General features: G+C 67.7%; 21 protein-coding genes and 1 tRNA gene. 12 read left to right on the forward strand and 10 right to left on the reverse strand.

Going from position 1 to position 21058, the window contains the following annotated elements; all coding sequences use genetic code 11:
* Positions 1-1568: alanine/glycine:cation symporter family protein (locus M1L58_RS12730; protein WP_248659154.1), on the reverse strand; the 1568-nt coding region annotated here is incomplete at its 3' end.
* 261 nt (positions 1569-1829) lie between these two features.
* On the opposite strand from M1L58_RS12730, the gene M1L58_RS12735 reads away from it, so the two are divergent.
* Complete coding sequence (locus M1L58_RS12735; protein WP_083876432.1) at positions 1830-2147, forward strand: FmdB family zinc ribbon protein; 318 nt, start codon at positions 1830-1832, stop codon at positions 2145-2147.
* 101 nt (positions 2148-2248) lie between these two features.
* On the opposite strand, the gene M1L58_RS12740 is transcribed toward M1L58_RS12735, so the two are convergent.
* A complete protein-coding gene (locus tag M1L58_RS12740) occupies positions 2249-2827 on the reverse strand; it encodes a 5-formyltetrahydrofolate cyclo-ligase (RefSeq protein WP_248659155.1) in 579 nt (192 codons plus the stop codon).
* Between the two features lie 134 nt (positions 2828-2961).
* Here M1L58_RS12740 and M1L58_RS12745 point away from each other — a divergent pair, with 134 nt between their 5' ends.
* The 5 genes from M1L58_RS12745 (at position 2962) to sepX (ending at position 8071) form a co-directional block, all read left to right on the forward strand.
* The gene (locus M1L58_RS12745) at positions 2962-3903 is read left to right on the forward strand and encodes a UTP--glucose-1-phosphate uridylyltransferase (RefSeq protein ID WP_006867733.1); all 942 of its coding nucleotides are present in this window, start codon (positions 2962-2964) and stop codon (positions 3901-3903) included.
* A gap of 111 nt (positions 3904-4014) precedes the next feature.
* Complete coding sequence (gene glp / locus M1L58_RS12750) at positions 4015-5319, forward strand: molybdotransferase-like divisome protein Glp (RefSeq protein ID WP_006867732.1); 1305 nt, start codon at positions 4015-4017, stop codon at positions 5317-5319.
* 38 nt (positions 5320-5357) lie between these two features.
* Complete coding sequence (locus M1L58_RS12755; protein ID WP_248659156.1) at positions 5358-6014, forward strand: GNAT family N-acetyltransferase; 657 nt, start codon at positions 5358-5360, stop codon at positions 6012-6014.
* A gap of 71 nt (positions 6015-6085) precedes the next feature.
* Positions 6086-6739, forward strand: coding sequence for an SIMPL domain-containing protein (locus M1L58_RS12760; protein ID WP_248659157.1), 654 nt, complete (start codon positions 6086-6088; stop codon positions 6737-6739).
* 126 nt (positions 6740-6865) lie between these two features.
* Positions 6866-8071, forward strand: a complete 1206-nt coding sequence (gene sepX, locus M1L58_RS12765; RefSeq protein WP_248659158.1) for a divisome protein SepX/GlpR — start codon at positions 6866-6868, stop codon at positions 8069-8071.
* 280 nt (positions 8072-8351) lie between these two features.
* Here the strand turns inward: sepX and M1L58_RS12770 are convergent, their stop codons facing one another.
* Entirely contained in the window at positions 8352-9101 is a 750-nt protein-coding gene (locus M1L58_RS12770; protein ID WP_248659159.1) for a hypothetical protein, read from the reverse strand.
* Positions 9102-9191: 90 nt separating this feature from the next.
* Here M1L58_RS12770 and M1L58_RS12775 point away from each other — a divergent pair.
* From M1L58_RS12775 to M1L58_RS12790, 4 genes are all read left to right on the forward strand, one after another.
* A tRNA-Ala gene (locus M1L58_RS12775) sits at positions 9192-9267 on the forward strand.
* Positions 9268-9559: 292 nt separating this feature from the next.
* Positions 9560-9991 (forward strand): DUF5994 family protein, encoded by a 432-nt coding sequence (locus tag M1L58_RS12780; protein ID WP_248659160.1) that lies wholly within the window; start codon positions 9560-9562, stop codon positions 9989-9991.
* 63 nt (positions 9992-10054) lie between these two features.
* Positions 10055-10999 carry an esterase/lipase family protein gene (locus tag M1L58_RS12785; RefSeq protein ID WP_006867726.1) on the forward strand — a complete coding sequence of 315 codons (945 nt, stop codon included), beginning with the start codon at positions 10055-10057 and terminating at the stop codon, positions 10997-10999.
* A gap of 50 nt (positions 11000-11049) precedes the next feature.
* Complete coding sequence (locus M1L58_RS12790; RefSeq protein ID WP_374112715.1) at positions 11050-12321, forward strand: family 1 glycosylhydrolase; 1272 nt, start codon at positions 11050-11052, stop codon at positions 12319-12321.
* Positions 12322-12406: 85 nt separating this feature from the next.
* On the opposite strand, the gene M1L58_RS12795 is transcribed toward M1L58_RS12790, so the two are convergent.
* Together M1L58_RS12795 and M1L58_RS12800 are read right to left on the reverse strand one after the other, a co-directional pair.
* Positions 12407-12730 carry an AzlD domain-containing protein gene (locus M1L58_RS12795; RefSeq protein ID WP_248659162.1) on the reverse strand — a complete coding sequence of 108 codons (324 nt, stop codon included), beginning with the start codon at positions 12728-12730 and terminating at the stop codon, positions 12407-12409.
* The gene (locus M1L58_RS12800; protein ID WP_248659163.1) at positions 12727-13455 is read right to left on the reverse strand and encodes an AzlC family ABC transporter permease; all 729 of its coding nucleotides are present in this window, start codon (positions 13453-13455) and stop codon (positions 12727-12729) included. The genes M1L58_RS12795 and M1L58_RS12800 overlap by 4 nt, the downstream gene beginning before the upstream one ends.
* Before the next feature lie 57 nt (positions 13456-13512).
* Here M1L58_RS12800 and M1L58_RS12805 point away from each other — a divergent pair, with 57 nt between their 5' ends.
* A complete protein-coding gene (locus M1L58_RS12805; protein WP_248659164.1) occupies positions 13513-14076 on the forward strand; it encodes a helix-turn-helix domain-containing protein in 564 nt (187 codons plus the stop codon).
* 302 nt (positions 14077-14378) lie between these two features.
* Positions 14379-16016, forward strand: a complete 1638-nt coding sequence (locus tag M1L58_RS12810) for a DEAD/DEAH box helicase (RefSeq protein WP_248659165.1) — start codon at positions 14379-14381, stop codon at positions 16014-16016.
* Between the two features lie 36 nt (positions 16017-16052).
* Here the strand turns inward: M1L58_RS12810 and M1L58_RS12815 are convergent, their stop codons facing one another.
* The 5 genes from M1L58_RS12815 to M1L58_RS12835 all read right to left on the reverse strand — a co-directional run bounded on the left by M1L58_RS12815 (position 16053) and on the right by M1L58_RS12835 (position 21034).
* Positions 16053-16859 carry a maleylpyruvate isomerase N-terminal domain-containing protein gene (locus M1L58_RS12815; RefSeq protein ID WP_006867354.1) on the reverse strand — a complete coding sequence of 269 codons (807 nt, stop codon included), beginning with the start codon at positions 16857-16859 and terminating at the stop codon, positions 16053-16055.
* A gap of 155 nt (positions 16860-17014) precedes the next feature.
* Complete coding sequence (locus tag M1L58_RS12820) at positions 17015-17968, reverse strand: EamA family transporter (protein ID WP_248659166.1); 954 nt, start codon at positions 17966-17968, stop codon at positions 17015-17017.
* Positions 17965-18438, reverse strand: coding sequence for a hypothetical protein (locus tag M1L58_RS12825; protein WP_006867356.1), 474 nt, complete (start codon positions 18436-18438; stop codon positions 17965-17967). Before M1L58_RS12825 ends, M1L58_RS12820 begins: the two co-directional genes overlap by 4 nt.
* Entirely contained in the window at positions 18359-19954 is a 1596-nt protein-coding gene (locus M1L58_RS12830; RefSeq protein WP_248659167.1) for a 4Fe-4S binding protein, read from the reverse strand. Before M1L58_RS12830 ends, M1L58_RS12825 begins: the two co-directional genes overlap by 80 nt.
* A 36-nt stretch (positions 19955-19990) precedes the next feature.
* Positions 19991-21034 carry an AurF N-oxygenase family protein gene (locus tag M1L58_RS12835; protein WP_248659168.1) on the reverse strand — a complete coding sequence of 348 codons (1044 nt, stop codon included), beginning with the start codon at positions 21032-21034 and terminating at the stop codon, positions 19991-19993.
* Positions 21035-21058: the final 24 nt, after the last annotated feature.

Raw genomic sequence — 21058 nt, forward strand, 5'->3', positions numbered from 1 at the left:
ACGTCGGGGCCGGCACCCTCGGCGCTCGAGATCGGCTTCTCTTCGCGGAAGCGATCCTTGTGCTCGTAGGTCTCCCAGAAGGTCGCGCCGACGATGCCGAGAGCAATCGGATCGAAGATCGGGTCCTTGCCCTGCTTCTTCTGTCGCTCGTAGTCGCGCAGCGCCTTGAACGCGGGTTGCTGTAGGACCAGGATGCCGAGGATGTTCAGCCACGCCATCAGGCCGACGCCGATGTCGCCGAGGGTCCACGCGTCCTTCGCCGTCGACACCGCGCCGTAGGCGACGGAGAACAGGATCAGGGCCTGCAGGAGCATCGTCAGGTTGGAGCCGACGGTGCTGCGCAGCGGGTGGATGTAGACGGTCGCGGCCTTGCCGAGCAGGAATCGGAGGTTGGTCTCCGCCATGTAGTAGTAGGCGATGATCGTGGTCAGGCAGAAGAAGGCCAGCGAGATCGCGACGAAGGTCGACCCCGCGCCGCTCCACATGCTGTCGAAGCCGACCTGCACGTAGGTCGGTCCGACGTCGACGACGTCGGGGAGTAGTCCGCCGTCGCCCAGGACCGCGCCGTCGGCGCTCTCACCCTCGAAGACCCGGTACGCGCCGGTCGAGATGATGAGGAAGCCGGTGGCCGAGCACACGAACAGCGTGTCGATGTAGACGGCGAAGGCCTGGACGAATCCCTGCTTGGCGGGGTGGGAGACCTCGGCAGCGGCAGCCGCGTGCGGTCCGGTGCCCTGGCCGGCCTCGTTCGAGTAGATGCCGCGCTTGACGCCCCACATGATCGCCGCGCCGATGATCGAACCGAACACCGCGTCGGCGCCGAATGCGCTCGCGAAGATCAGTCGCAGCACGTCGGGGATCTGCGAGGCGTTGGTGAAGACGACGACCACGGCGAACAGGATGTAGAAGACCGCCATGAACGGCACGACGATCGACGCGAAGGTCGCGATCCGCTTGACGCCGCCGATGATGACGAACGCGAGGATGATCACGATGCCGATGGCGACCGCCCAGTCGGCGATGCCCCAGGCCTGGCTCATCGCGACGGCCATCGAGTTCGACTGCACGCTCGGCATCAGCAGGCCGCAGGCGAGCACGGTGACCGCGGCGAACAGCAGTCCGTAGATCTTGAAGAACGGGGCGGCCTTGGTGTGCGCGAAGGCCTGGCTGAAGTAGTAAGCCGGGCCGCCGCGGTATTCGCCGGTGAGGCGGTCACGGGTCTTGTAGATCTGGCCGAGCGTGCACTCCACGAAGGAGGTCGACGCACCGAGGAAGGCCATCGCCCACATCCAGAACAGAGCGCCGGGACCGCCGAACGCGATGGCAGTGGCGACGCCGGCGATGTTGCCGGTACCGACGCGGCCGGCCAACGAGATCATCAGGGCCTGGAACGACGACACCCCGTCCGGCGAGCTCTCACCGCGAATCATCACGCGGATCATCTCCGGGATCTGCCTGATCTGCATGAAGCGTGACCGTATGGAGAAGTACACGCCTGAGCCGAGGCACAGGTAGATCAGTGGATTGCTCCAGATCAGGCTGTTGAGGTCATTGAGGAAGTCGGTCATCTCACTCCAGCGAAGGTGGGTCTGTCGGTCGACCGCTCAGGCCGCGTCCGTCAGAAAGACAAGCGGTAGTTTGTCAGGTGAACAGTCGGCGTGTGATGCAGGTGCGGAAATCACCTTGCACGAAGACGCGCGAACTTTCTCGCCGAGGGGTCGACAACGAGGGGCGGTGAGACGCTCAACGGACCCGGCGTTAGCACTCGGAATGTAGGAGTGCCAAAATCAGTTACACTTGTCAGCGTTTACTGACTTTCGGAGGTTCAGGTGCCCACCTACTCGTATGCCTGCACGGAGTGCGACAACAAGTTCGACATCGTCCAGTCGTTCTCCGACGACTCGTTGACCGAATGCCCGCAGTGCACCGGTCGCCTGCGCAAGCTGTTCAACTCGGTCGGCATCGTGTTCAAGGGGAGCGGTTTCTACCGCACGGACTCGCGGTCGGGTTCGACCTCCTCGGACACCGCGTCGTCCTCGTCCTCGGACAGCTCGTCGTCGAGCAGCTCCTCGTCCTCGTCGGATTCGTCGTCGTCGAGCTCAAGCAGCACCACCAAGAGCGACAGCAAGGCCGCCACGCCCGCCTGACGGGTCGCGCACAACTTCACAGCAGAACCTGGGCGGGATCGCCTCCGGTATTCACCGGAGGCGACCCGCCCAGGTTTTGTTGTCTCAGAACCTGTCTTCGATCAGCCCAGTTCCTGGAATCCGCCGCCGGGGGTGAGCACCCAGCCGACGGCGACGTCATGATCGCCGGCGGGGAGAGAGTCGACGAGCTCCTCGTCGTAGACCACGGCCACGAGTTCCGCGGACAGTCCGACGAGGGTGCGGTCGTAATACCCGGCGCCGCGGCCGAGACGGACCCCGGTCTTGTCGACCGACAGGGCGGGGATCAGGATCACCGACGCTGCGCGGATTGCGGAAACACCGAGACGGTCGTGGGTCGGCTCCAGCAGTCCCCATCGCCCCGGGGCGAGAGAAGCGGGGCCGGTATAGCGTGCCCAATCCAGTGGCGCGGGGTCGCCGTCGGGGACAACCGGCAGCAACACGGTCACGCCACGGTCCAGGAGCGCGTCGAGCATCGCCGTCGAACCCGGCTCGTCGCCGACCGGCACGTAGGCGGCGACCGTGACGTCGTACTCGAGCCGGAACGGGCAGGTGTGTATCCACTCCGCGAGGTCTTCGGCAGCCCGCTCGCGCGCGGCCGCCGACATGGTCGACCGACGCTTCGCGGCTTCCTCTCGCCGCTGGTCCTTCAGGGTTCGCACGACGCGACCGTCCTTCATGCCGTGGGTGGCTCGGCGACGCCCGAACTGTATCGGACCTCGACCCCGGTGCGGGTGAGGTCTGAGTCACTCCTGCCTGTCCGGCCGCTCGGGGACACCTGTCCTAGGGTGGTTCCATGACTGCGTCCAAAGATGGCTTCAGTGAGTACGAATCGGTACCCAACACCCCGCCGATCCCGCGCACCGCGGTGGTCCCGGCCGCCGGCCTGGGGACGCGCTTCCTACCCGCCACCAAAACGGTGCCCAAGGAGCTGCTGCCGGTGGTCGACACCCCCGGCATCGAACTGGTCGCCGAGGAGGCCAAGTCGGCCGGCGCGGACCGGCTGCTGATCGTCACCTCGCCCGGTAAGGACGGCGTCGTCGCGCACTTCGTGAAGGACCTCGTCCTCGAGAACACCCTCGCCAAGCGCGGCAAGGAGGCGATGCTGGCCAAGGTCCGCAAGGCGCCGAACCTGCTCGAGGTCGCGTCGGTCGTCCAGGAGAAGCCCCTCGGCCTCGGCCATGCCGTCGGATGCGTCGAGGATCGCCTCGACGACGACGAGGACGCGATCGCCGTCCTGCTGCCCGACGACCTGGTGCTGCCCGGTGGCGTGCTGGAAGTCATGGCTCGCACGCGGCAGCGCCGTGGCGGTTCGGTCCTGTGTGCGATCGAGGTCCCCGAGGACCGCATCAGCGCCTACGGTGTCTTCGACGTCGAGCCGCTGCCCGACGCCAACAACCCCAACGTCATGAAGCTCAAAGGCATGGTCGAGAAGCCGGAGCCGCAGGACGCGCCGTCGAATCTGGCCGCGGCCGGCCGCTACATCCTCGACCGCAAGATCTTCGACGCGCTGCGTCGGATCAAGCCGGGCGCAGGCGGCGAACTGCAGCTCACCGACGCCATCGCGCTGCTCATCGAGGAGGGCGAGCCCGTGCACGTCGTCGTGCATCGCGGCACCCGCCACGACCTGGGCAACCCGGGCGGCTACCTCAAGGCCGCCGTCGATTTCGCGCTCGATCGCGACGATTACGGCCCTGATCTGCGGGAGTGGCTCGAGAAGCGGCTCGCCGAGAGCTGATCGTCGGGGCTCCCGCGCGCCTCGGTCGTTCCGGCGCGTGGGCCCGATACCGTTTGTCTGTGGTGTATCGAGCAGTGCGGGTGTTTCGAGCAGTGCGGGAAGTGCGGTGAGATGCGGTCGGTCGAAGATCATCTGACGCTCGTGACCGCCGCCGCGGTGGCGCCGCGGCCGGTGCGTGTCGCGATCTCCGAGGCGCAGGGTCTGATGTGCGCGGAGGAAGTGGTCACCGAGCATCCGATGCCGGGCTTCGACCAGGCCGCCATCGACGGTTACGCGGTGCGTGCGGTCGATGTGGCCCTGGCCGGCGTCCTCGCCCCGGAGGATCTCGAGGAGTTCGATCCGAACGGTGCCGAACTCGTCGACCTCGAGGCGGGCGAGCCCATGATCGTGTCGCTGCCGGTGGTCGGGGAGGTGGGCCCGGGGTCGCGCACCCCGACCCGGCTGCAACCGCGTCAGGCCGTCCGCGTGGAGACCGGCGCGCCGATGCCGACGCTCGCCGACGCGGTCGTGCCGCTGCGCTGGACCGACGGCGGTGACCAGAAGGTCAAGATCGGTCACGGTGTCGAGAGCGGCAACTACGTCCGCCGGGTCGGCGACGACGTGCAGCCCGGTGACGTCGCGGTCCGGGCCGGCGCGATCATCGGTCCCGCCCAGGTGGGTCTGCTGGCCGCGGTCGGACAGTCACGTGTGATGGTGCACCCGCGTCCGCGTCTGTCGGTGATCTCGGTCGGCAGCGAACTCGTCGACATCGATCGCACTCCCGGACCGGGACAGATCTACGACGTCAACAGCTATGCGCTGGCAGCCGCGGCGCGCGACGCCGGCGCCGACGTCAACCGGGTCGGCATCGCCGAACGTGACGCCTCCCGGATGCGTGAGGTCGTCGAGGCGCAGCTCATCCGATCCGAGATCGTGGTGATCTGCGGCGCGGTCGGCGGCAGCGCGTCGAAGGCCATCGCCGACGCCCTCGCCGACCTCGGCGAACTCGAGATCGTCCGCGTCGCCATGCATCCCGGCTCGGTACAGGGCTTCGGCCGCCTCGGTCGCGACGAGGTCCCGACCTTCCTGCTCCCGGCGAACCCGGTGAGTGCTCTGGTCACCTTCGAGGTGATGGTGCGCCCTCTCATCCGCATCGCGCTGGGCAAGCGGCAGCCGATGCGCCGGGTGATCAAGGCCCGCACCATCGGGCCGATCGCGTCGGTGCGCGGTCGCAAGGGGTATCTCCGCGGGCAGCTCATGCGCGACGAACGGACCGGGGACTACCTGGTCCAGGTGCTCGGCGCGTCGCCGACCGGCTCGTCGCACCTGCTGGCCGAACTGGCCGAGGCGAACTGTCTGATCATGGTCGACCCCGAGGTCGAGGAGATGAGTACCGGCGACGAGGTCGAGGTCGCCTTCCTCGCCCAGCGCGGCTGACCCCGTCGAGTCCCTTGATGCGCCTAAACTGACTCATCGTGTTCAGGTGGTTGAGCGGAAGCGGGGGCAGCCCGGGTTGGCCGGCGACCCTCGGTCCGCTGCGCACCAAGGCCGGGACGGTCACGTTGCGCCCGGTGAAGGTCCGCGACGGCAAGACCTGGAGCGAACTGCGCATCCGTAACCAGAACTCGCTGTTGCCGTGGGAACCCACCGGCGTCGGGAGTTGGGCGGACCGCCATCAGCCCGCCTCCTGGCCGCCGCTCTCCGCGGTGTTGAAGTCGGAGGCCAAACGCGGCACCATCCTGCCGTTCGTGATCGAGCTCGACGACCAGTACGTGGGCCAGCTGACGGTCGGCAACATCCAGCGCGGAGCCGTGCGCAGCGCGTGGATCGGCTACTGGGTCGACAATGCGCACGCCGGGCAGGGCATCGCGACGGCGGCCGTCGCGCTCGGCGTCGACCACTGCTTCGGCCCGGTCGGACTGCACCGGCTCGATGCGACGGTGCAGCCGGCCAACGAGGCCTCCCAGAAGGTGTTGAAGAACATCGGTTTTCGGCAGGAAGGCCTGCTGGTCCGGTACATGGACGTCAACAAGCGCTGGCGCGACCACATGCTGTTCGCCTTGACGGCCGAGGAGGTCGTCGGGTCGGCGGCCGAGGCGCTGGTCCGTTCGGGTCGGGCGTCCTTCCGCTGACGCGTCGCGGGCCCAGCCCGAAACCCTTGACGCTGCCCGGTTTCGTCGGTGCCGCCGAATATGCTCGCCGCATGACTGATCTCGAAATCGTGGTTCGCGGTAACGCACGCCGTCGATACGCCCCGGAACGCGGCGTGATCGATCTCGCCGTCCATCTGGAAGGTCCCGTGAAGGCCGCCGTGTACGAGGCTGCGGTGGCACTTCATTCGCGGATGACCGGTGCTCTCGCCGAACTCGAGTCGACCGGTGCGGTGACCCGGTGGACCGCCGAATCGGTACGGGTGTACTCGTCCCGGGCCTACTCGCGGGACGGAGAGCCGCGGGACCCGGTGTACAACACCCGCATTCGCCTCGATGCCGAGTTCGTGGACTTCGAGAAGCTGTCGGAGTTCATCGACACCTGGTCCGGGGAAGAGGGGGTGGCGGTCGAAAACGTTCGCTGGGACGTCCACGAGACCAGTCGCCGCGCACACGAACGCGATCTGCGTAGGGAGGCGGTCGAGGACGCAATCGCCAAGGCGCAGGCCTACTCTGACGCTGTGGGACGTGGGCCGGTGAAACCGACTCTCCTGTCCGACCCGGGCATGGTCGACCATGCCCCCACGCCGCGCGGGCGGGTTATGAGTGCAGCCATCCCGGGATCGGCGCCGTCGCCGAGCCTCGAACTGCGGGCCGATGACATCGAGATCCGCGTCGCAGTGGATGCGCGATTCCGTGCCGAGTGACTGAGAGCGACATGTGAATCCGCGCCGACATGTTCGCGCTCCGGCGCGTCTGCGCGGAACTGGGACTTTCGGGCCCTAGATTGTGGAGTGGCCTCGTGTGACCAGAGTGAATGAAGGGAGAGTCGCATGCCCAACTCCGTACTGTGGGTTTGTCTCGTCGCGGTCTGGCTCTTCGTGCTGGTCCCGATGGTGATCAAGGGTCGTCCCCAGATCCTCAAATCGACCGAGGCCGCGAAGAAGACGCGATTGCTGCACCGCGGCGGTTCCCGCGCGACGGCACCGTCGACCGCGCGACGCCGCTCGTCGGCCCGCCACCCGCACGACCCGTCGCGGAAGTCCTCCCGGAAGGCGACCGCGACCGCTGTCGTCGACGAGGTCGAGGACGACACCGAGACCGAAACCGAGGACACCGACGCCACGACGAAGGTCCAGCGCGTCGTCGATGTCGAGGCGGAGAAGCCGAGCGTCGAGGCCACGGATGACGCCGACGCCGAGGACACCGATCTCGAGGACGTCGCCGACGAGACCGACGATGTCGAGGACGACGAAACCGCCGAGACCGATGACGACCTGGTCGACGAGGCCGAGGACACCGACACCGAGGAATCCGAGGTAGAGGGTTCCGAGGATTCCGAGTACGAGGACTCCGAAGAGGCCGAGTACGAAGATGATTCGGAAGCCGCCGAGTACGACGACGAAGCCGAGTACGAAGAGGCCGAGTACGACGAAGACTCCGAGTACGAGGACACGACCGACGACCTCGACGAGGACGAATACGACGACTACGCCCGCGCGTCCCGGCACACCGAGGCCGAACCGCAGTCGGTCGTCGACGAACTCGAGGACGAACGGCCGGCCGAGCGTAAGCCTCAGTCCGAGCGGGTTCGACGCAGCGTCTACTCGTCGGAGAAGGAACGCGAGCTGAAGTACCGCGAGCGTCAGCGGGTCACGCTGGGTCTGTTCGTGTTGTTCGTCCTGTCGCTGGTGTCGGGCTTCCTTATCGGGATGGCCGGCTGGGTCGCGACGGGTGTCGTCGGACTGATGCTGGTCGGCTACCTCGCGTACCTTCGCCGGGCGGTGAAGGTCGAGCAGCAGATCCGGGCTCAGCGACTCGCCCGCGCCAAGCGTGCGCAGCGTGCCGAGGAGGAGCGTCGTCGACGCGCCGCCGCAGTGCCCGAGTTCGCCGCCGCCCCGCCGCCCCCGCGCCTCCGGCGCCCCGGTGGCGCAGTGGTTCTCGAGATCGATGACGAGGACCCCGTGTTCGACCATCTGCCGCCGTTCCAGCGTCGCCGCATGGACCGCGAGGACCTGGAGTACCGCCGGGTCGGCTGACCTCGATACGCGGCGTCCTCGCTCCGCTCGGTCGGCGCTACTCGGCCAACGGAATTCAGCCGGTTGAGTAGGCGAGGAGCTCGCGCGGGGCGGTCCCCGTCGCCGGTTGAGTAGGCGAGGAGCTCGTGCGGGGCGGTCCCCGTCGCCGGTTGAGTAGGCGAGGAGCTCGTGCGGGGCAGTTCCCGTCGCTGGTTGAGTAGGCGAGGAGCTCGTGCGGGGCGGTCCCCGTCGCCGGTTGAGTAGGCGAGGAGCTTGCGACGAGCCGTATCGAAACCCCGCTTCAGCGTCCCGTGGTCAGTGACGTCTTCCCGTGCTTGTCCAGCCATGCCTGACCGCGTCTGGCGGCCGTCGAGAGGGCGAACCGCTCACCGAGGTAGGTTGCCGGCGCGCCGATGACCGGGATGTACCCGAGCATGCGGAACAGGACCATCGGCTGCGGCCGCTTCTCGAACTCGTCGTCGACGGCACGCAGCAGCTTCGCGGCATCCCAGATCCCGCCGAGCAACGACTTCTTGCGTTCCTCCGGTTCGCTGGGCAGGGGAGCACCGGATTCCGATGACACATCAGGTGTGGAGATCTCCCGTCCGCACAGGACCGACGCCAGCAGCGCGACCTGACTGCCACGGTCGGTGACCTCGTACTCGCGGGCGATCGCGACGAGCACCATCGCCTGGTTGGCGAACCCCAGGTACGGCGTGATCGGCAGGCGCTTCGCCCAGATGCCGAAGACCCCGGGGAAGGCGACCGCGGTGGTGTTGAGGGTTCCGATGCGGGTCACCCACCAGCTCGCACGCTTGTGCAGCGACCGCTCGCTCCAGCCCTTGGTGCCGGGCCAGTCGGTGACGTCGAGGAGCTTCGCGGCCGCGTGCTGGGCCTGCTCGATGCGGGAATCGGGGTGGTCGTGGTCATGGAAGGTATGACCCTTGAGGCCGAGCGGGTCGCGTTCGGCGAGCACGTCGAGAACGGGGTTGATCACCCCCACGACGTTGCTGAGAACACCGGCCAATTGCTGATCAGACATCCGAGGCACCGGCCCAGCCTAGCCATGAGTCCGGGCGTTTGGGATCCACCGCGGTGGGGCTGCTAAAGTGGCTCCCGGTTGGTCGCATGACGACCGTCCGGGGCTATGGCGCAGTTGGTAGCGCGACTCGTTCGCATCGAGTAGGTCAGGGGTTCGATTCCCCTTAGCTCCACCACAGATCGAGGGCTCCGGCATCGCGCCGGGGCCCTCGAACTCGTTCTCGGTCTGCCCACGGATCGATTCGTGTCGGTTACGAGCCGGATGACCGGCCCGAAGGACCGCGCCGGACGATCCTCCGAGACGCCACCGGGGTAATGTTGAGTCATCCGGTTCGAACACCCGACAGGCTGCTGTCGGCCTCTCCGGTGTCAGACAGTAGACACCTCCACTCTCCGTCTGATGAACACGTCAGGTGGGAATGTGACCTCCGAGATCCGCAGTATCGCTACCGTCGAAGCGGTCCGTCGATGAGCGCCCCGCCGCTCCTGGGGCCGCCCCGCGTGCGGTTCGGCGTCGATCCGTCGGCTCCGATCGGCGGTGCCTGGTACCCGTACACGCTCCACCTCGCCGACGAGTTGCCCGGTCTTCTCGCAGCGGCTCGATCGCAGATCGGCGACGTCACCGGCATGGATGTCAACTGGACCAGCTTTCGTCGTATCCCGGGCCTGGACTCCCCGGACTCACCCATGACACCGCCGTTGATCACCTTGACCGCCGGCGGAGTCGACGTGACGCTACTGGTCATCCCGCCGCGGACCGCGTCGTCGTTGGCCGCGATCCTGCTCCGTCAGGCCAGCAACACCGTCGCCCCGGACAGTCAGCTGCATTCGCTCGAATTCCGTCGGGGCGAACGGATTCTGGAGCTGGCCGCGCGGTCGCTGGCTTCGCCCAAGAGCTGAGCGCCTGCATCGGTCTGCGGCAAACGCCCCACCCGGTGCAGACCGGTTTGTTAGCTTCCAGCCATGAGGACCTCGAAGCTGCTGTTGGGGCTGGTCGTGGCGGCGTTGGCCGGAGTGCTCGTCGCCACCGCCGCACCCGCGCGGGCCGACCTACCTGTCACCTACAACTTCCTCTCCGGTATCCCCGGAGAACTCACCAACCCGGGCGGCTCATTGCCCGGGGCGAACGACTGGAATTGCAAGCCGTCGCCCCGTCACCCCAACCCGGTCATCCTCGTGCACGGAACCGGGGGATCGCAGCAGACCAACTGGGGAACGTATGTCCCGCTGCTGAAGAACGAGGGGTACTGCGTCTTCTCGACGACGTACGGTGCGATCAAGGGAGCGCCGTGGCCGATCAGCGCGATCGGCGGGATGGGCCTCATGTCCGAGAGCGCGCACGAGCTGGGCGATTTCGTCACGAAGGTGCGTCGCACGACCGGTGCGTCGAAGGTCGACATCATCGGGCACTCGCAGGGGACCGTGGTCCCGGCCTACTACGTCAAGTACCTCGGTGGTAAGGACCACGTCGACAAGTACGTCTCGCTGGCTCCGGTCTGGCGTGGAACGACCGTCGCCGCTGCCGACGCCATCGGCCCGTTCGTCCGGGGACTCGGCGTGCGACCCGCGCAGGTCCCGTTGTGCCAGGCGTGTTTCGACCTCGACCCCGGTGCAGCGTTCCTGCGCAAGGTCGCGGACGGCGGTTACTACGAGCCGGGCATCCAGTACACCAACATCGCCACCCGCTACGACGAACTCGTCGTCCCGTATTGGTACGGACTGCCTCCGGGCGGCAAGAATGTCCGCAACATCGTTGTGCAGGACGGATGTTCGGTCGACTACACCGAGCATGCGGGTATGGCGGGGTCGCGACGCACAGCGACCTTCGTGTTGAACGCGCTCGACCCGGAACACCCGCGACGCGTCCCCTGTGAACGCGTCGCGCCGTTCACCGGTAGCCCGTTCTGAGTGTCGTGCGCAGAGTTCGACGCACGACGGCTCTCCACCTCGTGGTCACGGTGCTGGCGGGAGTCTTGCTCGTCGGGGTCACTTCGCCTGCGCGCGCCGCGGTTCCGCTGCTCGGACCCGACTTCGAGTTCGGCGTCGCCCAATCCGGTTTCCAGTCGGAGGGATACAACCGCGACTCGAACTGGCTGCGATACGGCAGGCAGGGCAAGGTCGATCAGCCCGTCGGCAACGCCGTCGACTTCTACCACCGCTACGCCGAGGACATCGACCGCGCGGCGTCGCTGGGCGTGGGCATCTACCGCACGTCGGTGGAGTGGTCTCGCGTCGAGCCGGTACGCGGTCAGGATGATCCGGCGGGATGGGCGTTCTACGACCGCGTCGTCCGCAAGGTCGTCGATGCCGGGATGCGGCCCATGATCACCCTCAATCACTGGGTGCATCCCGGGTGGGCGGTGGATCTCGGTGGCTGGAACCGGCCTGGCATGGCCGACGACATGGTGGCCTTCGCCGCGCGGGTCGTCGATCGGTATACCTGGGCCGGCCCGCTGTGGATCACCTTCAACGAGCCGACCGAATACGTTCGGCGCGAAGCCCAGTACGGCGGGCTCGCACCGCAGAACATGGGCCGGATGGCCGACGGCATCGTCGCGGCTCATCGAGCCGTCTACCGGCACATCCACCGGGTGCAACCGGGTGCACAGGTGTCGTCGAACTTCGCGTACTACCCGGTCGTGGGTCTGCAACCGTGGCTGGAATCGATCTTCCCGCAACGGATGAGCGACACCCTCGACTTCGTCGGCGTCGACCACTACTACTCGTTCTCGGTCACCGATGCCTCGGTCGCCTACGGGGCCCTCGGCGATTTCTGGAAGAGCTCGCAAGCCCCGGAGAGCATCTACTACGTGCTCCGGCACGTCGCGCGACAGTTCCCGGGCAAGCCGATCCGCGTCATCGAGAACGGGTTGGCCACCGGCCCGGACGGTCGACGCCCGGACGGCTACCGGCGTGCAGACCACCTGCGCGACACCGTGTACTGGCTCCAGCGCGCCAGGCAGGACGGCATCGACGTGACGTCGTACAACTACTGGAGTCTCACCGACAACTACGAGTGGGGCGACTTCGACTCCCGCTTCGGTCTGTTCACCGTCGACGCGCAACGGGACCCGACGCTCACACGACGACCCACCGACGCCGTCGCCGCGTACCGGGAGATCACCCGAGCCGGGGGAGTATCCGCCGGATATCGACCGACGCGACTGCCGCTGCCGTGCTCGCTGGTCGCCGTCCCCGACAGCTGCGCCGAGCCCGCCACCGTCCGCTGAGGGTTCCGCAAACCCACCCCTTTTCGGCAAACTCAGCACCCCGACGGGTGGTGATTCTGCCGAATAAGGGTGGGTTTGCAGGTGGTCAGGCGATGCCGAGCGCGCGTAGGCCGGCGGCGGTCGCCGCGGCGAGGATGACCACGACCGCGATCGGGGCGCGAAAGATCGCCGCGAGGATGCCGACGGCGACCCCTGCCGGTCGTGCCCATCCGGCGAAGTCGTGGTCGACGAAGAATGCGCCGGTCAGGGCCACTGCGACCAGCAGTACCACGGTGGCGCGGTCCATCAGCTTCTCCGCATTCGCCGACACGGACAGGCGGTTGCGGAGCAACGGTCCGGCCAGCCGGATCACGTAGGTGCCGACGGCGAGAACGGCGATTCCGATGCCGAGGGGTAGTCCGAAGGTCATCGGGGTACCTCGCTGTCGACGAGAGTATGGGCTGGGGCAGGGGCCCGACGTGGCAGAAGGCTCCGAACGACTTCGACAGCGGCGAAACCCGCCAGCGCGCAGAGAATCGGCAACCCGGCCGGTAGAAATGGTGTCGACGCCAACGCGATGGCACCGCCGCCGGCGACCGCTGCCCAGGTCGCGCGCGTTCTCAGCGCCGGAATGGCAAGTGCGGCGAGCAGAGCGGGGAACGCGGCGTCGAGCCCGAGGATCTCAGGGCTCGCGACGCTGCTGCCGAGCAGGGCGCCCAGTCCGGCGCCGGCCGGCCAGCAGATGAGGATTCCCAAGCCGCACAGCAGAAATGCGGCGCGCGCACGACGCGGCTCGGATTCCGCGGTGGTCATCGCCGCCGTCTCGTCGTTGATCAGGTGCGCACCGAAGAGGATCTCCGGGAGTCCGCGTAAGTGCTTGCCCACCGCGAGTCCGTAACCGAAGTTCCTCGTGTTGACCAGAAGTCCGGCGAGGGCTGCGACGACGGGTACGCCACCGGCGGCGAGCACCCCGACGAAGACGAACTCCGACGACCCGGCGAGCACGACGGTCGCGATCAGCACGATCTGCCACAGGGCCAGCCCCGCGCTGTGGGCCGCGACGCCGTACGACGCGCCGATCACGAGTACCGACAGGCACATCACGATCACGGCGCGCAGGGTCGCCGAATCGAGTGTTCTCCATGCCGAACGCATGACTATCATAGTGAACACACGACGAGTGTTCGTCAAGATGGACGATCGGACGGTCCAATGAACAATGCTGGGCAGGCGAACCCGAAAGAGCTGGTCGCCGCGTCGCTGAAGCGCGAACGGAACCGCGCCGGACTATCGCTCACCGAGCTGGCCCGACGAGCGGGGATCGGTAAGTCGACGCTGTCCCAGCTCGAGTCGGGGGAGGGAAACCCCAGCGTGGAGACGTTGTGGGCGCTCTCGACGGCCCTCGGCGTGCAGTTCTCGGCGTTACTGGACTCGCCGGCGCCGACCGTCGAGGTGATCAGATACGGGGAGGGGCCGGTGATCCCGGCCGCCGATGCTGACTATTCGGCGACGCTGCTGTCGACCGCCGCACCCGGTTCCCGCCGCGACATGTACGTCATCCGGGCAGAGCCCGGCAAGCCGCGGGTGTCCGCGCCGCATGCGCGCGGGGTCCTCGAACATGTCGTCATCAGTGCAGGTCGCGCCCGTCTCGGACCCAGCGACGCCGCCGAGATCCTCGGCCCCGGTGACTACATCTGTTACCCCGGCGATGTCGAGCACGTCTTCGACGCAGTGGAACCCGGCACGGTCGCGGTCATGCTGAGTGAGGCGTTCTAGCGGGACGTCCCGGGTCGCGACCTCCGTCACAACAATTCGCTTCTTTCGCTACCGGCGCGTAGTGTCGATCGCAGTGATGCACCTTGATGGATGCATCTCCGCGTCGTAGAACGCCTCTCTCGCAGGTCGGGGCCCACTGAAGGTGGCCGCCGAGGTAGGACACTTCAGATGTCCACCGCCTGCCATTGACTTCATACGGCGAACGAGCCCGCGTACCCGCGTGTTCGCCATCGGCACCGACCTTCGGCAGAGATCTGCCGCCCTGCTCGCGTGCCACGCACAGGAAGAGCTCCGCTCACACAATGACTGCTGTCCTCGAGACCCCCTCGGCCACTGCAACCCAGATCGTCGAGACCATTCCCGCCGGCACCGCCGCGCCCCAGGTTTCCTTCGAATCTCTCGGTGTGCCAAGCAAATTGGTCGAGGTCCTGGCATCGCAGGGCAAGGCCAACGCCTTCCCGATCCAGGCCGACACCCTGCCCGACACCCTTGACGGCAAGGACGTCCTCGGCCGCGGCAAGACCGGCTCGGGCAAGACCCTCGCCTTCTCCATCCCGCTGGTCGCCGAACTCGCCGAGATGGAGGTCAAGCGCTACGTCGGTGCCCCCACCGGCCTGATCCTGGCTCCGACCCGCGAGCTGGCCACCCAGATCGCAGCTGTCGTCGAGCCGCTCGCGGCCGCCGTCGGCCTCACCGTCACCACCGTCTTCGGTGGCGTCAAGCAGATGCGGCAGGAACAGGCCTTCCGCCGTGGTGTCGACATCGTCGTCGCCTGCCCGGGACGCCTGGAAGACCTGATGCGCCAGGGCATCGTGAAGCTCGACGAGGTCGAGGTCACCGTCATCGACGAGGCCGACCACATGGCCGACCTCGGGTTCCTCCCGGTCGTCACCAAGCTCCTCGCCGCCACCCCGTCCGACGGTCAGCGCCTGCTGTTCTCGGCGACGCTCGACAACGGCGTCGACAAGCTGGCCAAGCGCTTCCTCGACAACCCGGTCCTGCACTCGGTCGACTCGGCCGAGTCCCCGGTGGCCGCCATGACCCACCACGTCTTCGAGGTCTCCTCGGCAGGCAAGGCCGATCTGGTCGCCGAACTCGCTTCGGGAACCGGTCGCCGAATCCTGTTCATGCGCACCAAGCATCAGGCCAAGAAGCTCGCGAAGAAGCTGACCGAACAGGGCATCCCGGCAGTCGACCTGCACGGCAACCTCAGCCAGGCGCAGCGCGACCGCAACCTCGCCGCTTTCGGTGAGGGAGACGTCCGCGTCCTCGTGGCCACCGACGTCGCCGCCCGCGGTGTGCACGTCGACGGCATCGAGCTGGTCGTCCACGTCGATCCGCCCGCCGAGCACAAGGCATACCTGCACCGCTCGGGCCGCACCGCGCGTGCCGGCAGCTCCGGTGACGTCGTCACCGTGTGCCTGCCCGAGCAGCGCCGTGAGGTCTCGCAGCTGCTGCGGAAGGCCAAGATCAAGGTCACCCCGAAGCAGGTCGATGCCAAGGCCGACGCCGTCGACGAGCTCGTCGGCGAGCGCGCACCCCGCGTCTCCGCTGCCGAGCGTGCGGCCGCCGAGGCCGCTCGTGGCGGTCAGCGCGGTGGTTCGCAGGGCGGTCGCTCGCAGGGTGGCCGTTCGCAAGGTGGTCGTCGTGGCGGCGGACGCCCGGGCCGCGCTCGCGGTGAAGGACGTGGCAACGGTGCCGCTCGCGGGGAGAGCCGTGGCGGCGCACGCGGTCAGGGCGGAGAGTCGGGCTCCGGTGGGCAGCGTTCCACCGACGGTCGCTCGGCCGGCCAATCCCGTTCGGCGGGTCAGTCGCGTTCGGCAGGGCAGGGTCGCTCGGCGGGTCAGCCCCGCACCGGCGACCAGCATCGTGCCGGTGGACGCGCACAGGGCGGACGCCGTTCCTCCAGCCGTCCGGCCGGCTCACCGACCAACCGCTGAACCAACGCAGCACATAACTGAATCAAGCCCGCCGAACTAGGCGGGTAGGAACTTCGAAGCAAGCCGTGGCGCAAGCCACGGCTTGCTTCCCCATGCGAAGGCCCTTCCGGTCAGCGCGGCCCAGGTGGGGGAGAGCCGCCCGTAGCCGGTCAGCAGTGCGGCAGTCGGGTCGACGCTGATGTGGACATCGGGGCGCCGGGGCTCGTCGGGGTTGATGACCAGCTCGCCGTCGGTGAACTCGTAGACGTAGCGTTCCGAACATCCGCGCAGCCGGATGTCGTAGGTGGCCTGGTGTCCCGCCGCCGTCGTCGTGTCCACCCAGCTGGGCAGGATCTGCTGTCGTCCGCGGACGATCATCAGCACCACCTCGGGCTCGACCCACCAACGGGCGCCGATCGCTCGCGCGACGTCGAAGCCGTGCACCACGAACTCGCCGATGAGGATGCCCAGTGCGGCATCGGCGCGGATCAGCCGGTCACCGTCGAACCGCATCTTGGGGACCTGCGCGTTGAAGTGTGAGACGGCGTCGACCAACGTGTCGAGGTCTTCCCTCAGCTGGCGGGCCAGAACCGACACCTCACGGGTCGGCAGGTTCGCGATCTGCTTCGCATTGAAGTCCGGGACGTCTACCGCCTGGCGACACCATTCCCCCTCACCGCGCGCGAGTTCGAGAAATCGGGTCGGCGCCAGGGCAACGTGCCCCAGACAGTCGACCAGCGTCCATCCCGGTGTGTCCGGCACACGCGTCTCCGGCTCGTCGACCCCCTCGACGAGTTCCAGAAAGCGTTCCCCGGTGGTCAGCGCGGCGTCGGTGTAGTCAAACCTCGAGAACATCCCCGTCACGCGTGGTTCCTCCCCCACATGGGGCGCAAGACTACTCGTGCGTAATGCGACGTGCGACACATACTTTGGAACCGGCCGGGTTCCGGTGCCGATAGGGAACGCGCACAACGGCATCCGATGTGGCGTCGCGCTGATCCGAGGTCTGGAGTCCAGGTTCAGGGTGCCTCGCCCAATCGGACGAACACGACACCCGCGACGATCAGCAGGCCACCGAGAAGCTGGATCGGCGCCGGGAGTTCGTCGAGGGCGAGCCAGGCGAACAACACCGCGAACAACACCTCGGACAGGGCGACGAACGACATCACCCGGGCGCCGAGTACCCGGCCGGCCGCGATGCCGAAGGCATAGGCCATCGCGGCCGACACGACACCCAGCATCAGCAGGGGAGCCCACCAGGGCAGCGAGAGGTCGCCGATGTAGACCGCCGAGGTCGACGCGGTCATCGGCAGCGCCCCGACGAGCCCGGCCACGGCGAGCGTGATCGCACCGATCACGAGACCGCCGGCCGCGAGCGCGAGGGGCGGCAGGCCGGTTCGTTCGTCGGCGGAGATCACGAAATAGGCAGCAGCACCCACCATCGCGGCCAGAGCCCACAGAACGCCCACGACGCTGATCGAGACCTCCCCGGTCAGGTCGAGGACCAGGGCGAGGCCGGCGATCGCGAGAGCGGCCCCGAACACGGTGACGCGGGTGGGTCGCTGAGCGTGCCGCAGCCACATCCACACCAGGACCGCGACCGGCGCGGTGTACTCGATCAGCAGCGCCACCCCGACCTGCAGGTAGGTGACGGCATAGAAGTAGGCCAGCTGACATCCCGCGACGGCCAGTAGTCCGTAGGCGATCAGCACCCACCAGGATCGCGCGACGGATTGCGGAGGCACCGGCGGAGGCAGCAGGGGCTGCCGGTCCCGGAAGGCCAGCAACCCGGGAATCGCCAGTACGGCAGCGCCCACCGCGATGCGGACGGTCACGGTCGCTCCCGCCGACCACCCGGACTCGATCATCGCCCGGGCCAGGACTCCGGAGATGGCGAAGCAGGCCGACGAGATCAGCGCCAGAGCGATACCGACCGAGGGTCGGCGACCACGGGTCTGGACAGGGCCGCTCACGGGTTCTTCGCGGCCACGATCGCCGCACGTACCGCTTCCCGGCATTCCTCGCCGTGTGGTTCCCCGACGCCCAGGTAGTAGCTGCCCGGACGGCCGCTCTCGCCGGCGAAGCCGACCACTGCGAACCCGTCCGGGGATTCCGGCGTCTCGATCGAGGCGATCGCCAGCGGCACCGACAGCGCCGAGATCCCGCGCTTCGCCCCGGAGTTGGCGATCAGGAGGTGCGTCGGATGCAGGACGACGAGCGTCTGGTTCTCGGAGTCGGGGTCGACGGGGTTCGCGCGCCGGCCGAGCAATCTGCCGATCGTGGAGGACGCGGGCGGGTTGATGCTCCGGGTGCTCCAGGCCGGCAGGTCGTCGGTGACGGTCAGTTGCCGCGACTCGGCATGATCACGCAACGCCGCCGCGACGTCGGCCGGAAGAGCGGACAAATCGGCGCGCACGGTGGTGCGCTGGTACGCGGGCCCCATGGTCGATCAATCTATCCGAGAGTGCGCCGGTTTCGAGATCGGTGAGCAACGACGCCACCGTCTCTGCGGAGTCGGTCTTGTTGGTCCCGATGAAGCCCGACGGCCCACGCTTGATCCAACCGGTCACGTAGACGCCCGGCACCGGTTGCTCGCCGTCCATGACCCGGCCGGCGCGGTGCGGGATGACGCCGGCCGCGTCGTCGAAGGGTAGACCCGGCACGGCGACCCCGCGGTAACCGACCGAGGTCAGCACGAGTCCGGCGTCGACGGTGGTGGTCTCACCGGTCGGTTCGATTCCGGTCACGACACCCGCATCGTCGACCGTCAGCCGATTGCGGCCCACGACGACGCCGGTCGCGCGTCCGTGGTCGCCCGTCACCTCGAGCGGAGAACCGAAGAACGCCAAGCGGATTCGACGACCCTTCGGTTCGGCGGCGGCGCACTCGGCCAGGATGTCGAGCTTGGCGCGGATGGTGGCGTCGAGTTCGCCGTCCACCTGGGCGGATTCGAGATCAGCGGGATCCACGGTCACCGCGACACCCGAATCGACGAGCCCGATCAGCTCGGGCAGGGTGAACGCGGCGTGGGCGGGTCCGCGTCGTCCCAGCACGACCACCTCGCGCACCGACGATTCGGCCAGCGCGGCCTGCGCGGCCGGCGAGATGGACGTGTCGGCGAGTGCCGCCGGGTCGGCGACGAGGATACGAGCGACGTCGAGCGCGACGTTGCCGTTGCCGATGACCACCACGCGGTCGGTGGACAGGTCGACGTCGAGGTCGGTGAAGTCCGGATGGCCGTTGTACCAACCGACGAACGACGTGGCAGAGGTGACACCCGCCTGATCGATCCCAGGCAGGTCCAGCGTCTTGTCGGTGGGGGCGCCGCCGGCCCAGATGACGCCCTGGTGGCGGGACCGCAGCTCGTCGAGTGTGAGGTCGCGTCCCACCTCGGTGTCGAGCAGGATTTCCAGGTTCGGGTTGCGTGCGATGTCGTCGAACAGACGCATCACCTTGCGGGTGTGCAGGTGGTCCGGGGCGACGCCGAAGCGTGCGAGGCCGAACGGCCGGTCGAGCCGCTCGTACATGGTCACCGACACCTGGGGCTGCCGCAGTAGTTCGTCGGCGGCGTACATCGCCGACGGACCCGACCCGACGATGCCGATCGACACCTTTGCGTCGACCGCGAGCTGACGTGGCCGGTCGATCGGGGCGAGCGGCAGCCGGCGCGCGGGGTCAACCGGGAAACGTGCTGCCCCGTCGACGGGTTCGCGGTACTGCGCGGCGTTGACCTCCGCGAACCGCTCCTGGCCCTCGGGCAGCCGGTGGCCGGGAACGATGGCGCCGACGGGGCAGGCGCTGACGCAGGCGCCGCAGTCGACGCAGGTGGCCGGGTCGATGTAGAGCATCTCGGCGATGCCGAAATCCGGCTCTTCCGGGGTGGGGTGGATGCAGTTGACGGGGCATGCGTAGACGCACGACGCGTCGCCGCAGCACGCCTGGGTGACGACGTGAGGCATGAGGGTCGGTTCGCTACCTGTGGGTGAGAGGGGAGATCAGGCGGCCGTGTAGGTGGGCTCGCTGCGGAAACGCGAAGGGCGGCCGTAGATTCCGAGCGCACGCCAGAGCAGGCGCGACACCGGGTTCATCAGACCGCTCTGCTCGGCGAGCATCCGGACGTCGCCGAAAACGTTGCGCAGGAATCGCTTCGACTCCTCGGACCGCCAGAAGATGTCCTTCATGACCTCGCGCGGGACGTCGAACTCCTTGGCGAAGGAGCGCGGCGGCACCACGATCGCGCTGCACAGGGTACGCATGGTCAGCGGGAGCATGAGCGACAGCAGGAAACGCTGGAAGCGGTTGCGCTGCGGGACCTGCTCGCGGATGAAGTGGTGGGCGAAGGAGATGTGCCGCGCCTCTTCGGCCACGTGAAGCTGCATGACCGCGGCCATCGTCGGGTGCAGGCGGGCGCGGGTCCGCAGGAAGTCTTTCTGGATGTGGTCGATCGGCTCTTCGCCGCCGAGGACGCCGAAGAAGAACACGATCGGGAAGACCGTCGAGACCAGCGGGACGAACGGCGAGATCAGGCGGTATCCGATCTTCGCGCCGGGAACGTCCATGCCCACCCGGTTCACGAACTCCTGGAACATCAGGGTGTGGTTGCACTCCTCCTTGGATTCGTGCGTGGTGTACCGGAATTCGCGTGCACCATTGGGCAGTTTGAAGCTGTACTGCATCAGGCCGCGGATCAGGACGGACTCGAACTGCAGGCCGACCTTGGCGACGTTGGCCTGACGCCACATGCCGATCTCGATCTGCTTGCTCTCCGGAAGCTGCTGGTACCAGGGATGGCGGCCGATCGGGTCGACCTCGTAGGAGAGGATCCAGCGCGGATCGTTCTCGGTGATCGCCATGTGCGGCGCATCCCAGTCGATGTCCACGTAGGGATCGAAGTTGCGGTGAACCGAGGCCGAGGACAGGTCGTCGAGCACCTGTCCGTAGTCCTGCTGGCCGCCCGTTTTGTCGTGTTCGGGAACGTAGCGGGCCGGGCCGTCGCCGGCGGTGTGCAGGGAGTTCGGATTTGTCAATGCTTTGGTCATCGTCGCGTCCTTCGAGGTGGGCCG

It is taken from the genome of Gordonia sp. C13, from assembly GCF_023218005.1.
Taxonomy (GTDB): domain Bacteria; phylum Actinomycetota; class Actinomycetes; order Mycobacteriales; family Mycobacteriaceae; genus Gordonia; species Gordonia namibiensis.

Coding starts and splice junctions, on each gene's coding strand:
- M1L58_RS12760 (WP_248659157.1), top strand. CDS start 6,086: ATGACTGATCTCGAAATCGTGGTTCGCGGTAACGCACGCCGTCGATAC.
- M1L58_RS12835 (WP_248659168.1), bottom strand. CDS start 21,034: ATGACCAAAGCATTGACAAATCCGAACTCCCTGCACACCGCCGGCGAC.
- M1L58_RS12800 (WP_248659163.1), bottom strand. CDS start 13,455: ATGCGTTCGGCATGGAGAACACTCGATTCGGCGACCCTGCGCGCCGTG.
- sepX (WP_248659158.1), top strand. CDS start 6,866: ATGCCCAACTCCGTACTGTGGGTTTGTCTCGTCGCGGTCTGGCTCTTC.
- M1L58_RS12830 (WP_248659167.1), bottom strand. CDS start 19,954: ATGCCTCACGTCGTCACCCAGGCGTGCTGCGGCGACGCGTCGTGCGTC.
- M1L58_RS12825 (WP_006867356.1), bottom strand. CDS start 18,438: ATGGGGCCCGCGTACCAGCGCACCACCGTGCGCGCCGATTTGTCCGCT.
- M1L58_RS12780 (WP_248659160.1), top strand. CDS start 9,560: ATGAGCGCCCCGCCGCTCCTGGGGCCGCCCCGCGTGCGGTTCGGCGTC.
- M1L58_RS12745 (WP_006867733.1), top strand. CDS start 2,962: ATGACTGCGTCCAAAGATGGCTTCAGTGAGTACGAATCGGTACCCAAC.
- M1L58_RS12805 (WP_248659164.1), top strand. CDS start 13,513: ATGAACAATGCTGGGCAGGCGAACCCGAAAGAGCTGGTCGCCGCGTCG.
- M1L58_RS12795 (WP_248659162.1), bottom strand. CDS start 12,730: ATGACCTTCGGACTACCCCTCGGCATCGGAATCGCCGTTCTCGCCGTC.
- M1L58_RS12785 (WP_006867726.1), top strand. CDS start 10,055: ATGAGGACCTCGAAGCTGCTGTTGGGGCTGGTCGTGGCGGCGTTGGCC.
- M1L58_RS12810 (WP_248659165.1), top strand. CDS start 14,379: ATGACTGCTGTCCTCGAGACCCCCTCGGCCACTGCAACCCAGATCGTC.
- glp (WP_006867732.1), top strand. CDS start 4,015: ATGCGGTCGGTCGAAGATCATCTGACGCTCGTGACCGCCGCCGCGGTG.